Below are 13997 nucleotides of genomic sequence, written 5' to 3'. Positions count from 1 at the left end.
CTAGGGGTTGCCTTGGGCAGACCTCGGCCGGTGCGTACAAGCCCCAAAGCTTGTCGGCTGGCCCCGCGTGCCCTTCGGTAACGAAAGACCGCGCATGTCAGGTTTGTGGTGGGCCTTGTCCGTTGAGGCTCGCTTAGGCCCATTTGGGCTGCATTCCTGCTGTGCACACGTCCACCCGAGTCAGGAGATCTAGTGATTCAGCAGGAATCGCGGCTGAAGGTCGCCGACAACACCGGCGCCAAGGAGATCTTGTGCATCCGCGTGCTCGGCGGATCGTCGCGACGCTACGCCGGGATTGGTGACATCATCGTCGCCACCGTCAAAGACGCCATCCCGGGCGGCAACGTCAAGCGCGGCGATGTCGTCAAAGCCGTTGTGGTGCGCACCGTCAAGGAGCGCCGGCGTCCCGACGGCAGCTACATCAAATTCGACGAGAATGCCGCCGTCATCATCAAGCCGGACAACGACCCGCGCGGTACCCGCATCTTCGGCCCGGTGGGTCGCGAGCTGCGCGAGAAGCGGTTCATGAAGATCATTTCGCTCGCCCCGGAGGTGTTGTAGATGAAGGTCCACAAGGGCGACACCGTGCTGGTTGTTTCCGGCAAAGACAAAGGCGCCAAGGGCAAAGTCCTGCAGGCCTACCCGGAACGCAACCGGGTGTTGGTCGAGGGTGTCAACCGAATCAAGAAGCACACCGCGATTTCGACCAACCAGCGTGGTGCAAAGTCGGGCGGGATCGTTACCCAGGAAGCGCCGATCCACGTCTCCAACGTGATGGTCGTCGACTCCGATGGCAAGCCCACCCGGATCGGCTACCGGGTCGACGAGGAGACCGGCAAGCGGGTCCGTATCTCCAAGCGCAATGGCAAGGACATTCAGGCATGAGCACTACTGATAGCGCAGTGAAGATTCCGCCGCGGCTCAAGGAGCGCTACCGCAGCGAGATCCGCGATGTGCTGCACAAGCAGTTCGGCTACGGCAACGTCATGCAGATCCCGACCGTCACCAAGGTCGTGGTGAACATGGGAGTCGGCGAGGCCGCGCGGGACGCCAAGCTGATCAACGGTGCGGTGAGCGACCTGGCACTGATCACCGGTCAGCGCCCGGAGATCCGCAAGGCCCGCAAGTCCGTTGCGCAGTTCAAACTGCGTGAGGGCATGCCCGTGGGCGTGCGGGCGACGCTGCGTGGCGACCGGATGTGGGAGTTCCTCGACCGGCTCACCTCGATCGCGTTGCCGCGTATTCGTGACTTCCGCGGTTTGTCGCCCAAGCAATTCGACGGTGTCGGCAACTACACCTTCGGGCTGGCTGAGCAGTCGGTGTTCCACGAGATCGATGTGGACAAGATCGACCGTGTCCGCGGTATGGACATCAACGTTGTCACCTCGGCGACGACCGACGAGGAAGGGCGAGCGCTGTTGCGGGCCCTCGGCTTTCCGTTCAAGGAGAACTGAGCAGATGGCGAAGAAGGCACTGGTCAACAAGGCCGCACGCAAGCCCAAGTTCGCGGTGCGCGGCTACACACGATGCAGCAAGTGCGGCCGCCCCCGTGCGGTGTTTCGCAAGTTCGGACTATGCAGGATCTGCCTGCGCGAGATGGCTCACGCAGGTGAGCTGCCCGGCGTGCAGAAGAGCAGCTGGTAAAAAGACCAACCCCCAGATACAGGTGCGCGGTAGGCCCTGACCGGGAACCGCCGCGAGGAAGGGTACAGACGCTGTCATGACCATGACGGACCCGATCGCAGACTTCTTGACTCGTCTGCGTAACGCCAATTCGGCGTACCACGACGAGGTGAGTTTGCCGCACTCCAAGATCAAGGCCAACATCGCCCAGATCCTCAAGAACGAGGGCTACATCAGCGACTTCCATACCGAAGACGCGCGAGTTGGCAAATCGTTGATCGTTCAACTCAAGTACGGGCCGAGCCGGGAACGCAGCATCGCCGGTTTGCGGCGGGTGTCCAAGCCCGGGCTGCGGGTCTACGCCAAGTCCACCAACCTGCCGCGGGTACTCGGCGGCCTGGGTGTGGCGATCATTTCGACCTCCTCAGGCTTGCTGACCGACCGCCAGGCAGCCAGACAGGGCGTGGGCGGCGAAGTCCTCGCGTACGTGTGGTGAGGGAGTAACCATGTCGCGTATTGGTAAGCAGCCGGTTCCGGTTCCCACCGGAGTCGACTTAATGATCGAGGGACAGAAGGTCTCGGTGAAGGGGCCCAAGGGCGCCCTGGACCTGACGGTCGCCGAGCCGATCACGGTGTCGCGCAACGATGATGGCGCGATCGTGATCTCCCGCCCCAACGACGAGCGGCGCAACCGTTCGTTGCACGGGTTGTCACGCACCCTGGTCTCCAACCTGGTGACCGGCGTGACTGAGGGATACACCACCAAAATGGAGATCCACGGCGTGGGTTACCGCGTGCAGCTCAAGGGCGCCAACCTGGAGTTCGCACTCGGATACAGCCACCCCGTTGTGATCGAGGCGCCCGAAGGCATCACCTTCGCCGTCCAGGCGCCGACGAAATTCACGGTCTCTGGGATCGACAAGCAGAAGGTCGGCCAGATCTCGGCGAACATCCGCCGGTTGCGCCGTCCCGACCCGTACAAGGGCAAGGGCGTGCGTTACGAAGGCGAGCAGATCCGCCGCAAGGTCGGAAAGACAGGTAAGTAGTCATGGCGCAAACACAGGCTGACACCGCCGCGCGGAAGCCGGTGGGGCAGAGCGTATCCGCTACCCGCCGGGTTTCCCGGCTGCGCAGGCACGCACGGCTGCGCAAGAGGATCGCCGGCACCCAACAACGTCCGCGCCTGGTGGTGCACCGGTCCGCTCGGCACATCCACGTGCAGTTGGTGAACGACGCCAACGGCACCACCGTGGCCGCCGCCTCATCGATCGAAACCGATGTGCGTGGCCTGGATGGAGACAAGAAAGCCCGCAGTGTTCGGGTGGGCCAGTTGATCGCCGAGCGCGCCAAGGCCGCCGGTATCGTCACCGTGGTATTCGACCGCGGCGGGTACACCTACGGCGGACGGATCGCGGCGCTGGCCGATGCCGCGCGCGAGAATGGATTGAAGTTCTGATGACTGGGAACCTGAACAACACTGGAAGGACCGCATAATGGCGGAGCAGTCGGCCGGTGGGCAAGGAGCCCCTGAAGGCCGCGACAGCCGCGACTCACGCGAAGGCCGCGGCCGGCGCGACGGTGGCCGCGGTGGCCGCGACAGCGACAAGAGCAACTACTTGGAGCGTGTGGTTGCGATCAACCGCGTCTCCAAGGTGGTCAAGGGTGGTCGGCGATTCAGCTTCACCGCCCTGGTCATCGTCGGTGACGGCAACGGGATGGTCGGTGTCGGCTACGGCAAGGCCAAAGAGGTCCCGGCCGCGATCGCCAAGGGCGTCGAGGAGGCTCGCAAGGGCTTCTTCCGGGTGCCGTTGATCGGCGGCACCATCACCCATCCGGTGCAGGGCGAGGCGGCCGCCGGTGTGGTGCTGCTGCGTCCGGCCAGCCCGGGTACCGGTGTGATCGCCGGTGGCGCTGCGCGCGCCGTGCTGGAATGCGCCGGCGTGCACGACATCCTGGCCAAGTCGCTGGGTAGCGACAACGCGATCAACGTGGTGCACGCCACCGTTGCCGCGCTGAAGATGCTGCAGCGTCCCGAGGAAGTGGCGGCCCGACGCGGACTGCCCATCGAGGACGTTGCCCCGGCCGGAATGCTCAAGGCGCGCCGCGAAAGCGAAGCGCTGGCCGCCGCTGCTGTACGCGAGGCCCAAACTTCGGGGGCACAACCATGAGTGAAGCAACCAATCAGCTCAAGATCACCCAGGTGCGCAGCACCATCGGGGCGCGCTGGAAGCAGCGCGAGAGCCTGCGCACCCTGGGCTTGCGCCGGATCCGCCACACGGTGGTCCGCGACGACAACGCGCAGACCCGCGGGCTGATCGCGGTGGTGCGCCACCTCGTCGAGGTGGAGACCGCCCAGAATGGCACCGGAGGTAAGGCACAGTGACCATCAAGCTGCACGATCTGCGCCCGGCGCCCGGATCGAAAACCCCGCGGACTCGCGTGGGTCGCGGTGAGGGCTCCAAGGGTAAGACCGCGGGCCGCGGTACCAAGGGCACCAAGGCGCGCAAACAGGTTCCGACGACGTTCGAGGGTGGGCAGATGCCCATCCACATGCGGCTGCCCAAACTCAAGGGTTTCCGTAACCGGTTCCGCACCGAGTACGAGATCGTCAATGTCGGCGACATCGCTAGGCTGTTCCCCGAGGGCGGCACCGTCGGTGTCGACGAGCTGGTCGCCAAGGGAGCGGTTCGCAAGAACTCGCTGGTGAAGGTGCTCGGCGACGGCAAGCTGACCGTCAAGGTCGATATCACCGCGCACAAGTTCAGCGGTAGCGCCCGGGAGCAGATCACCGCCGCCGGCGGATCCGTCACCGAACTGTAGTACCGCGAGCAGACGCTCAATCGCACAACGCCACGGCGATTTGTGCGATTTCGCGTCTGCTCGCGAGCTAGCGCAGCCGCGGAATGACCTCCGCGGCGAGGCGCTCCATCTGCTCGTGGTTCTGCCCGACATCGGGGCCCACGGGATTGAGCAACAGCGTTTGCGCCCCCGCGGCGATCACCTCAGCCAGCCCGCGGGTGACGTCGTCGGGAGTGCCCGCCACCGCCACCGCATCCAGGCCGCCCATCTTTCCGTAGATACTGCGCAAACCCGCCAGCACGCGCTCGCGGGCCCGCTCGGGGTCGTCGTCCACCATCAGATAGACCCGTTTGCCGATAGTGAAGCCGGCGGGATCGCGGCCTTGTTCGGCCAGTTCGTGACGCAGTGTGGTCACCGCCGTGGCGAAGTCGGCCGTCGTCGAGGAGCCCGCGCCCAGGAATGCGTCACCGTGCCGGACCGCCCTGGCCAGGACCTTGGGCGCGCGCCCGCCGAACCAGATCGGAGGGTGCGGGCGTTGCACCGGCTTGGGCTGGATGGGCAGGTCATCGACATCGCGGAAGCGGCCATGGAACCTCACCCGTGGCTCATCGGACCAGGCCGCCTTCATCAACTGCAGGCCCTCGGTGAAATAGCTGACATGGGTGGCGCGGTCCACCCCGAAAGCCGCGAACTTGCGTGAACCGCCGCCGGCCGCGACGCCGAGGTCGAGGCGGCCGTTGCTGAGACTGTCCACGGCGGTCACAGACGAGGCCAATTGCAGCGGATCGTGCAGGGACGTCACCAACACGGCGACCCCCAGCCGAAGCCGATTGGTGCAGGCAGCGCAGTATGCCAGTAGCTCTAGCGGTGCCAGCAGCGGCGAGCTGCCGATGATCTGCTCGAGTACCCACCCGCCCTCGAACCCGAGTTCCTCGGCGCGGGCGAGATAGGCGCGTAGTCCTGCGGCGTCAAAGCCGTCGGTGTCGAGTTGGGGGATCGCTATCGAAAACCTCACCTCGCCACCGTACGACGTGCCCAGGGGCCCGGTACCCAGGCCGATGGGCCACGATGCCGGGGCCTGGCCATCGGTACGCTAAAAATATGTTCGCCTTTCTGCCCTTCCTGCCCAGCTTGTCGAGTGTGGGGGACGACGTGCGCGCACTGGCCGAACGCGTCGACACCGCCCGTCACCACGGGGTACCCAACGGCTGCATCCTGGAATTCAACCTGCGCACCATGCCGGCGGAGAGCAACGGTTTCGACCCGTTTTTGATCATCTCCGGGGGCGGCCGGCCGATGGCGCTGCGCGATGCTGTTGCGGCGCTGCACCGCGGTGCCGAGGACCCTCGGGTCGGTGGCCTGATTGCCCGGGTGCAGCTTCCACCGGCGCCGATCGGGGCGGTTCAGGCACTTCGCGAGGCGATCGCGGCGTTTAGCGCCGTGAAACCGTCGGTGGCCTGGGCCGAAACGTATCCGGGTACGCTGTCCTACTACCTGGCGACGGCGTTTCGGGAGATCTGGATGCAGCCCTCCGGGGAGGCCGGGCTGATCGGCTTTGCCAGCAACGCGATGTTCCTGCGCGATGCGCTCGACAAGGTGGGCATCGAAGCCCAGTTCGTGGCGCGAGGCGAATACAAGTCGGCGGCAGACCTTTTCACTGAGGACGGTTACACCGACGCCAACCGTGAAGCCGTCACCAGGATGCTGGAAAGCCTGCAAGACCAGGTGTGGCAGGCGGTCGCCCAATCGCGCCAGATCGACGCGGGTGTACTTGATGAACTGGCTGACAAGGCTCCGCTGCTGCGGGATGGGGCGCTGTCCTCCGGTCTGATCGATCGGATCGGATTCCACGACGAGGCCTATGCCAGGATCGCGGAATTGGCTGGCGTGTAGGGTGTTTCGCCGGAATCGATCGACACCGCAGACAAACTGCCGCGAATGCATCTGGCGCGCTATGCCGGCACCGCCAGGCCGCGTCTGGCGCCGCCCGTGCCGTCGATCCCGGGGCGCCGGGGCAAGCCCACGATCGCCGTTGTCAGCGTCGAGGGGCCGATCGTCAACGGCCGGGGTGGCCCACAGGGGTTGCCGTTGGGTCCGTCCAGCGCCGGTGGCGACACCATCGCATCGGCATTGGGTGAGGCGGCGGCCGACGACGAGGTGTCGGCGATTGTGTTGCGGGTGGACAGTCCCGGCGGCTCGGTCACCGCGTCGGAGACCATCTGGCGTGAGGTGCAGCGGGCCCGCGACCGGGGCAAGCCGGTGGTGGCCTCGATGGGCTCGATCGCGGCCTCCGGCGGCTACTACGTATCGATGGGTGCGGATGCAATCGTCGCGAATCCGGGCACGATCACCGGTTCAATCGGAGGGATCACCGGCAAGCTGGTGGTCCGTGATCTGAAGGATCGGCTGGGCGTTGGGTCAGAGACGTTGCGCACCAACGCCAATGCTGACGCCTGGTCGATAGACGCACCATTTACCGACGAGCAGCGCGCCCGACGTGAGGCCGAGGCAGACATGTTCTACACCGATTTTGTGGAACGCGTAGCCCGGGGCCGCAACCTTCGCACCGAAGACGTGGATGCGGTTGCCCGAGGGCGAGTTTGGACCGGTGCCGATGCCCTGGAGCGGGGCTTGGTCGACGAGCTCGGCGGCTTTCGCACCGCGGTCCGACGCGCCAAGGTGCTGGCCGGCCTGGATGAGGACACCGAGGTCCGCCTGGTCGGCTATCCGGGCTCGTTGCTGCTGGATCTGCTGTGGCCGCGCGGGTCGTCTCGGCCGGTGGCGGCCTCGGTGCCCGAAGCCGTGGGCGCGCTGGTTGTCCGCTCGGTGGCCGGCGCCGTCGGACAGGTGGAGCAGACGTTGACCGGGGCCAACGTGTTGTGGCTGGGGCGGTCGCGGTTCTAGCCGGTCAGGGCGGCGCTGATGAAGATGATTTCGCCGAGCGGGTCGTCGTCGGAGGGGGCGGGAACGGCCATGCCGTTGCGCTCGAAAAGCTCGCTTCGGGTCACGCCCTCGGCGTCCCAGCCCTTGGCGCGCAGATAGTCGACGACGTGATTGCGCGCGCCGGTGTAGACCAGCGACGACATGTCGATGTCCAAACCATGGTCGCGAAACGGACCTGATATCTGCCGCGCCCGGTCGACATCGAAATCCACAATGCCGGGCACGAATTCGGTAGCCACGGTGCTGCCCGGCGCGCTGAGCGCGGTGATGTTGTCGAACAACCGGTCTTGGGCCTCGGGCGGCAAGTAGATCAGCAGGCCTTCGGCCAGCCACGCCGTGGGTGCCGTGGTGTCCAGGCCGGCTGCCCGCAGCGCCACCGGCCAGTCCCCACGCAGATCGATGGGGATTGCGCGCCGGGTTGCCCTGGGTTCGGCGCCGAGGTCGGCCAGAACATTGGTCTTGAATTCGATCACCTGAGGTTGATCGAGTTCGTAGACCACGGTGTCGGCCGGCCACGGCAACCGGTATGCGCGGGCATCCAGCCCCGACGCGAGGATCACCGCCTGCCGGATCCCGCTCTTGATGGCGTCGCCGAAGTAGTCGTCGAAGTACTTGGTGCGTACCGCGATTCCGTCCACCATCGCCTGGGCCTTTACCGACGAAACATTCTGCAGGACACTCAGATCGAACTCGCCGTCCATCATCTTGATGAAAAAGTCGACACCGACGGCGCGCACCAGCGGTTCGGCGAACGGATCGTCGATCAAACCACGGGGATCCCTCGATGCCATCGCCCGGCCCGCGGCGACCATGGTGGCGGTGGCGCCGACGCTGGAGGCCAGATCCCATTTGTCATCGTGCGTGCGTGCCATGTCGGTCCTATCTGAGGTTCTACTTGCGGATCCCGGTGACGTAGCTCATCCCGCCGAACAGCGCCATCATCTCATCGTCGGGCGGCTCAAACCCATTGTGTGCGTGCATCTCTTCAAACGTTCGGGCCCGCACCCGCCATCCGTGGTCGGCAAGGTAGTCGATGACGGTGTTGCGGTCGCCATGGTAGATCAGCTCGGCCATGTCCAGATCCAGCCCCATCCGGCGCCAGCGTTCGGAAAGCCGCTGTGCACGCGGCCCGGAGAAGCCGTTGGGGTCGGGGAAGTGCTCGGTGGCGACCTGGCTTCCCGGCGTGCTGAGCTCGGCGATGTTGTCGAACAGCCGATCCTGGGCCTCGGGCGGCAGATAGACCAGCAGGCCCTCGGCGATCCATGCGGTCGGTTGCCCGGCGTCGAAACCGCGCTGCCGCAGCGCGCTCGGCCAATCCTCGCGCAGGTCGATACCGATTGGCCGATGGTCGGGGCAGGGGAGTGCGCCGAACTCGGCCAGCGTGCGCGTCTTGAACTCGATCACTTGCGGTTGGTCAATTTCGTAGACCGTCATGCCCGATGGCCAGTTCAATCGGTAAGCCCTGGTGTCCAGACCTGACGCCAGGATCACCGCCTGGCGGATACCGCCCGCACCGGCAGCAGTGAAGAAGTCATCGAAATACCTGGTGCGCACCGCGATCTGTTCGTTTAGCGACCGGGGGCTTGACGGCGGATCGTCGACCGCGGTGTCACCATCGATCATGCGAACCAACGGCTGCAGCCCCACCGCACGGACGAGCGGCTCGGCGAGCCGGTCGTCGAGCAGCGCATCGGGTCCCCGGGAGGCCTGTGCCCGCGAAGCCGCGACCATCGTCGCCGTCGCTCCCACGCTGGACGCCGGATCCCAGCTGTCCGCGTCCGTCCGCCGGTTCATGGCACCGGGTCCGGCCGGGGCGTCGTGTAGAGGGTGCCACTGACGTAGAGCATGTCTACCGAGGGGCCGTCGTCGTCGACCGCAGCCGGTGCAAGTCCGTTTGCCGCGCGCAGTTCAGGCAACGGGGTGCTGGTCAAGAGCCAACCGCGGTCCGAGAGGTAGGGCACCGCCTCGTTGCGGTCGCCGAAATAGACGAGTCCGACCATGTCGACGTCGAAACCATGAGCGCGCCAGCGCGCAGAGACCTCTTGCATGCGCTCTTTGATCTGTTCCTCTTCGCCCGGATCCACACTGCTCAGGCATTCGGCGGCCAGCCGGCTGCCGGGGGCGCTGAGTTCGGTGACGGTGTCGAGCAGCCGGTCCTGAGCCTCCGGCGGCAGGTATCCCAGTAGACCTTCGGCGCTCCATGCGGTCGGCTGATTCGGGTCGAAACCGGCGGCGCGCAACGCCGCGGGCCAGTCTTCCCGCAAATCGACGGCCACCACTCGGCGGTCTGCGGTGGGGGCGGCCCCCAGATCGGCCAGGGTGCGGGATTTGAAATCGATCACCTGCGGCAGATCAATCTCGTAGACCACGGTCTGGGGCGGCCATGGCAACCGGTATGCGCGGGCGTCCAGTCCCGAGGCGAGGATGACGACCTGCTCGAGGCCGGCCCGCGTCGCATCCAGGAAGAAGTCGTCGAAAAATCTGGTGCGTACCGCCATGTTGTCGGCAACGTCGCCGATGGGGCCAAGCGGGCGTTGGGGATCGTCATCGAGGTCGGCAACGTTGAATTCGCCGGTCGCCAGCCGGGTCAAGAGGTCCACTCCGACGGCTCGCACCAATGGTTCGGCGTAGGGATCGTTGATCAGCGGGTTCTCGGCACGGGTAGCCATCGCGCGGGCGGCGGCCACCATGGTCGCGGTCACCCCGACACTTGATGCCAAATCCCAGCTGTCGCCGTCATACCTGGTGGAACCGGTGGAGGTCATATGGTGCCCCGTTCGCAGCTAGTGGTTCAGCCCCGTCAATATTTAGATAGTGTAACAAGCTTTCGGGCGGTCGGCGTTGGCGCTGGACCGGGCAAAGATCCGGTGGCTGGCACCGCGCGGTCCTGCCATCACACCGGTCAACCAGGTGCCGGGATCGGATCCACTTTCCTGCCTAAACCGTCCCCGGGCTGAGTTCGCACGCGGCAACCTGGAGGCATGTCGTACACGATGGCCGGCCGGCGGGTATTGATCACGGGTGCATCGTCCGGGGTCGGCGCGGCCCTGGCCAGAATGCTGGCCGCCCGCGGCACGACGGTCGGGTTGATCGCCCGTCGGCGCGACCGGCTCGAGGAGGTCCTGGCCGATTGCCGCAAGACCTCGCCGCAATCGGTGATGTGGGTGGCCGATCTCTGCGACACCGCCGGGGCCGCCCGGCTGGCTCTGCAAGCCTGGCAGGCGATGGGCGGCATCGACGTGCTGATCAACAACGCCGCGATCCCGAAACGTCGGGAAGTGAGCGCGTTGCGGCCGACCGAGGTGGAGCAGGTCATGGGGGTCAACTTCTTTGCCCCGATGCGGATGACCCTGGCTTTGTTGCCGCGGATGTTGGCGCGCGGATCGGGCACCATCGTCAACGTGTCCAGCGTCGGCGGTCGCCTCGGCATCATTCATGAATCAGCCTATTGCGCAAGTAAGTTCGCGCTGTGCGGCTGGAGTGAGTCGATCGCGGTCGACCTGGCGGGAAGCGGTGTCTCGGTAAGACTGATCCAGCCTGGTCCCGTCGACACCGAAATCTGGGACCGGCCCGACAATGAGGATCCGCTCTACCGCGGGCCCAAGGTTCCGGCCGACTTGGTGGTCGAGGGCATCATCGCGGCCATCGGCAGCGACCGCTTCGAGCACTACCTGCCCGAGATGATGGCTTTGAAGGACATCGTGGATGCCAAGAATGCCGACCTCGATACGTTTCTCACCGCCGCGGCGGCCATGACCTGGCAATGAAAGCCCTGGTTTACGGCGTAGCCCCCGAGCCATTCGAGATCGATGAGCCGGCGAACCCGTTGGCGTGCAACCTGGCCCGCACCCCGACGGCGCTGCGCGAGCTGGCAGATCCACGGCCGCTGCGACCGGATTGGGTGATCACCCGGCCGCGGCTGACGGGCATCTGCGGGTCTGACTCCAAGCAGATCCTGCTCGACTGCGGCGAGCAGGACGCCGACAACGCCTTGGCCGCCTTCTGCTCGTTCCCGCAAGTCATGGGCCACGAGGTGGTCGCCGACGTGGTGGAGCTGGGGCCCGAGGCGGGTGGGCTCGAAGTCGGTCAGCGGGTGGTGCTCAACCCGTGGCTGTCGTGCCGGCCACGGGGGATCGAACCACCGTGCCCGGCCTGCCAAAGCGGTGACTACAGCCTGTGCTGGAGCTTCACCGACGGTGGCATCCAGCCGGGCATCCATACCGGGGTGTCGGCGGACGTAACCGGCGGATACGCCGAACTGATGCCCGCCCACGACAGCATGCTGTTTCCGGTTCCAGGGCCAATTAGCGACGAGGCGGCGGTGTTCGCCGATCCGTTCTCGGTGTCCCTGCATGCGATCACCCGCCATCCGCCGCCGCGATCCGGCCGGGTGCTGGTCTACGGCGCGGGATCACTCGGGTTGTGCGCGATCGCGATCCTGCGGGCGCTGTACCCGGACGTGGCGGTGGCCGTGGTGGCACGGTTTGCCGCCCAGGGCGAGCTGGCCGGCCGGTTTGGCGCCGCCAAAGTCGTGGCTCACGAACCGCGGCTGGCGATCATCGAGGAGTTGGTCGCCTGGGGCGGTGGCCGGCTACGGCAGGCTCTGCTGGGCTTGCCGATGGCGCACCCCGGGGCCGTCGACGTCGTGTACGACACGGTGGGCAAGCCAGAGACGTTCGAGGTAGGAGTGCGGGTCCTCAACTCGCGCGGGACCCTGGTCAAGGCCGGCGTTCACGCGCCGGGGCGGTGGGAGTGGAGTCCGCTGTATTTCAAGGAGATCAGCTGGGTCGGTTCCAACGCGTTCGGCGTCGAGGAGGTCGAGGGGGTGCGCAAGCATGCCATCGCCCACTATTTCGACCTGGTCGCCGACGACCGGCTGGACTTGCGGAGCATGCTCACCCATACCTTCGCGCTACCGCAATGGCGCGACGCCTTCCTGGCGATTGCGAACCAAGGCGAAAGCGGAGCGGTGAAGGTGGCCTTCGATCAACGTTGACCGAGGCCTCAGGCGCACGGGCGGGTGGCGCGATAGTAGACGAGCCGGCCGAGCAGCGGGTGGCGTTGGGCGCCGACCTCGGCGACGTCGAACCCGGCGGTATCCAGCGGGCGTCGAATCCCATCGCCCAGGTTGCCCGCTACATGGAGGTTGTGCCTGATGAAGCGCGACGCCAGGCCGTCATGGGCGGACATGTCGCCGCCGACATCGACCAGATGCAGCCGGCCACCGGCCCGCAGCACCCGAAATGCTTCCGCCGCCGCAGCGGATTTAGCGTCCTCATCCAGATGGTGCAGCATCATCGAGGACAGCACCCGGTCGAACTCGCCCTCGGCATAGGGCAGCCGCTGAGCGTAGCCCTGGTCGAAACGAACTCCCTCGACATTGCCCGTCTTGCGTTGCGCGCGCTGCAGCGCGCGCGGGTCGGGATCGGATCCGATCACCTCAGCCCGGGGTTGAGCGCGCTTGGCTTTGATGGCGAGGTTCCCAGTGCCGCAGCCGATTTCCAGGATGCGACCACAGTCGGCGAGTTCGGACTGGGTGATCAGCGTCCGATGGATCTTGTTCATGCCCAGCAGGCGGGACAGCAGGTCATACGCGGGAAGCAGCGCATCATGGCCGGCCGCGGGCAAGTAGTCGCGGGATTCGCCGCTGTGCTGGAGACCGAAACGTGGATGATGATTGGTCATACATCCAATTGTGTAGGCCTGATAGGAAACAAGATTTGGCAATCTTTGTTGAAATTTGGACTATCTTTGGCGCATGGCCCAGGCCGCACGGCTGATCCAGCACCGCAGTGGGGTACCCATCTATGGATATCGCACCGACCCGGATATTCCACGGGTGTCGGTGCTGCGGCCCGGACCTGAAGATCTGGGCGACCGCGCTCGTCACATCCACGACTTCCCTGCGCTGTGGTACGTACCCGCAGCCGGGCTGGTGTACATCGCCGCTGCCGGTCAGGTGCTCGAGCCCACGCAATTCGGGTCCCTCCAGGCTGGGGTTGCGATGTTTTTCGATCCTGCCGCCCTCGGCGGGGACGGAGGGTCGCCCTGGCCGTCGTGGCGGACGCATCCGTTGTTGTTCCCGTTTCTGCACGGACACTCGGGCGGGATCCTGAGGCTGGAGGTGCCCGCGGCCCGACGATCGACGTGGGATGGTGCGATCGCGGCGATCGAAGCGGAGTTGACCACGCGTCAGCAGGGCTACGGCCAGGCCGTTACGGCGCACCTCACGCTGCTGCTCATCGAACTCGCCCGCCTCGCCCGCGACGTGGTCGGGGACTTGCGGCGCAGCGGCGAACCGCTACTGGCCGAGGTGTTCGAGGTGATCGACCGGCGCCACGCCGAGTCGTTGTCGCTGCGCGACGTGGCGGCCGAGGTCGGCATGACGCCAGGACACCTGACCACGATCGTGCGTCGCCGCACCGGACGCACCGTGCAGGAATGGATTATCGAGCGCCGCATGGCCCAGGCGCGCGAGCTATTGGTCGCCACGGACCTTGCGGTTGGCGAGGTTGCCAGACGGGTGGGGATCTCCGATCCCGGCTATTTCAGCAGACTGTTCAGCAGAGCGCATGGCACCTCACCGCGGCAGTGGCGGGCGCTACCGCCCCGGCACTGATCCCGCCGGCGCC

18 protein-coding genes and 1 pseudogene are annotated in these 13997 nt (G+C 66.1%); 14 read left to right on the top strand and 5 right to left on the bottom strand.

Annotated elements, in window-relative coordinates:
- Positions 1–192 precede the first annotated feature (192 nt).
- The 10 genes from rplN to rplO all read left to right on the top strand — a co-directional run bounded on the left by rplN (position 193) and on the right by rplO (position 4443).
- Positions 193–561 carry a 50S ribosomal protein L14 gene (gene rplN / locus SHTP_RS20820; RefSeq protein WP_012392948.1) on the top strand — a complete coding sequence of 123 codons (369 nt, stop codon included), beginning with the start codon at positions 193–195 and terminating at the stop codon, positions 559–561.
- The gene (rplX, locus tag SHTP_RS20815) at positions 562–885 is read left to right on the top strand and encodes a 50S ribosomal protein L24 (protein ID WP_011739070.1); all 324 of its coding nucleotides are present in this window, start codon (positions 562–564) and stop codon (positions 883–885) included. It begins immediately after the preceding gene.
- Positions 882–1454, top strand: a complete 573-nt coding sequence (rplE, locus tag SHTP_RS20810) for a 50S ribosomal protein L5 (protein ID WP_096371656.1) — start codon at positions 882–884, stop codon at positions 1452–1454. The genes rplX and rplE overlap by 4 nt, the downstream gene beginning before the upstream one ends.
- A 4-nt stretch (positions 1455–1458) precedes the next feature.
- Positions 1459–1644: a type Z 30S ribosomal protein S14 gene (locus SHTP_RS20805; protein ID WP_011739072.1), complete on the top strand. Its 186-nt coding sequence runs from the start codon at positions 1459–1461 to the stop codon at positions 1642–1644.
- A 76-nt stretch (positions 1645–1720) separates the two neighbouring features.
- Positions 1721–2119 carry a 30S ribosomal protein S8 gene (rpsH, locus tag SHTP_RS20800; protein ID WP_011739073.1) on the top strand — a complete coding sequence of 133 codons (399 nt, stop codon included), beginning with the start codon at positions 1721–1723 and terminating at the stop codon, positions 2117–2119.
- Positions 2120–2129: 10 nt separating this feature from the next.
- Positions 2130–2669, top strand: a complete 540-nt coding sequence (gene rplF / locus SHTP_RS20795) for a 50S ribosomal protein L6 (RefSeq protein WP_096371655.1) — start codon at positions 2130–2132, stop codon at positions 2667–2669.
- A gap of 41 nt (positions 2670–2710) precedes the next feature.
- Complete coding sequence (gene rplR / locus SHTP_RS20790; protein WP_096372591.1) at positions 2711–3079, top strand: 50S ribosomal protein L18; 369 nt, start codon at positions 2711–2713, stop codon at positions 3077–3079.
- A 37-nt stretch (positions 3080–3116) separates the two neighbouring features.
- Complete coding sequence (gene rpsE / locus SHTP_RS20785; RefSeq protein WP_012392951.1) at positions 3117–3791, top strand: 30S ribosomal protein S5; 675 nt, start codon at positions 3117–3119, stop codon at positions 3789–3791.
- Complete coding sequence (rpmD, locus tag SHTP_RS20780; protein ID WP_096371654.1) at positions 3788–4006, top strand: 50S ribosomal protein L30; 219 nt, start codon at positions 3788–3790, stop codon at positions 4004–4006. The genes rpsE and rpmD overlap by 4 nt, the downstream gene beginning before the upstream one ends.
- Positions 4003–4443, top strand: coding sequence for a 50S ribosomal protein L15 (gene rplO / locus SHTP_RS20775; protein WP_011739078.1), 441 nt, complete (start codon positions 4003–4005; stop codon positions 4441–4443). Before rpmD ends, rplO begins: the two co-directional genes overlap by 4 nt.
- A 67-nt stretch (positions 4444–4510) precedes the next feature.
- Here the strand turns inward: rplO and SHTP_RS20770 are convergent, their stop codons facing one another.
- The gene (locus SHTP_RS20770; protein ID WP_096371653.1) at positions 4511–5437 is read right to left on the bottom strand and encodes an LLM class flavin-dependent oxidoreductase; all 927 of its coding nucleotides are present in this window, start codon (positions 5435–5437) and stop codon (positions 4511–4513) included.
- Between the two features lie 86 nt (positions 5438–5523).
- Here SHTP_RS20770 and sppA point away from each other — a divergent pair.
- Positions 5524–7326 (top strand): annotated as a pseudogene (sppA, locus tag SHTP_RS20765) (signal peptide peptidase SppA).
- On the opposite strand, the gene SHTP_RS20760 reads toward sppA, so the two are convergent.
- From SHTP_RS20760 to SHTP_RS20750, 3 genes are read right to left on the bottom strand one after another with little or no spacing between them, the layout of a single operon-like run.
- Positions 7323–8237 carry a class I SAM-dependent methyltransferase gene (locus SHTP_RS20760; RefSeq protein ID WP_096371652.1) on the bottom strand — a complete coding sequence of 305 codons (915 nt, stop codon included), beginning with the start codon at positions 8235–8237 and terminating at the stop codon, positions 7323–7325. The pseudogene sppA and the gene SHTP_RS20760 overlap by 4 nt on opposite strands.
- Positions 8238–8256: 19 nt before the next feature.
- The gene (locus SHTP_RS20755; RefSeq protein ID WP_096371651.1) at positions 8257–9159 is read right to left on the bottom strand and encodes a class I SAM-dependent methyltransferase; all 903 of its coding nucleotides are present in this window, start codon (positions 9157–9159) and stop codon (positions 8257–8259) included.
- On the bottom strand, positions 9156–10130 hold the full coding sequence (locus tag SHTP_RS20750; protein WP_096371650.1) for a class I SAM-dependent methyltransferase: 975 nt from the start codon (positions 10128–10130) through the stop codon (positions 9156–9158). The genes SHTP_RS20755 and SHTP_RS20750 overlap by 4 nt, the downstream gene beginning before the upstream one ends.
- A gap of 228 nt (positions 10131–10358) precedes the next feature.
- On the opposite strand from SHTP_RS20750, the gene SHTP_RS20745 reads away from it, so the two are divergent.
- Both SHTP_RS20745 and SHTP_RS20740 read left to right on the top strand, forming a co-directional pair.
- Positions 10359–11132, top strand: coding sequence for an SDR family NAD(P)-dependent oxidoreductase (locus SHTP_RS20745; protein ID WP_096372590.1), 774 nt, complete (start codon positions 10359–10361; stop codon positions 11130–11132).
- Positions 11129–12361 (top strand): zinc-dependent alcohol dehydrogenase, encoded by a 1233-nt coding sequence (locus SHTP_RS20740; RefSeq protein WP_096371649.1) that lies wholly within the window; start codon positions 11129–11131, stop codon positions 12359–12361. The genes SHTP_RS20745 and SHTP_RS20740 overlap by 4 nt, the downstream gene beginning before the upstream one ends.
- Before the next feature lie 8 nt (positions 12362–12369).
- Here SHTP_RS20740 and SHTP_RS20735 read toward each other — a convergent pair whose 3' ends face one another.
- Positions 12370–13050, bottom strand: coding sequence for a class I SAM-dependent methyltransferase (locus tag SHTP_RS20735; protein WP_096371648.1), 681 nt, complete (start codon positions 13048–13050; stop codon positions 12370–12372).
- Between the two features lie 73 nt (positions 13051–13123).
- Here SHTP_RS20735 and SHTP_RS20730 point away from each other — a divergent pair, with 73 nt between their 5' ends.
- Positions 13124–13984 carry a helix-turn-helix transcriptional regulator gene (locus SHTP_RS20730; RefSeq protein ID WP_096371647.1) on the top strand — a complete coding sequence of 287 codons (861 nt, stop codon included), beginning with the start codon at positions 13124–13126 and terminating at the stop codon, positions 13982–13984.
- Positions 13985–13997 lie beyond the last annotated feature (13 nt).

It is taken from the genome of Mycobacterium ulcerans subsp. shinshuense (assembly GCF_002355775.1).
GTDB lineage: Bacteria > Actinomycetota > Actinomycetes > Mycobacteriales > Mycobacteriaceae > Mycobacterium > Mycobacterium marinum.
This window is presented reverse-complemented; position numbering and strand designations above follow the sequence as displayed.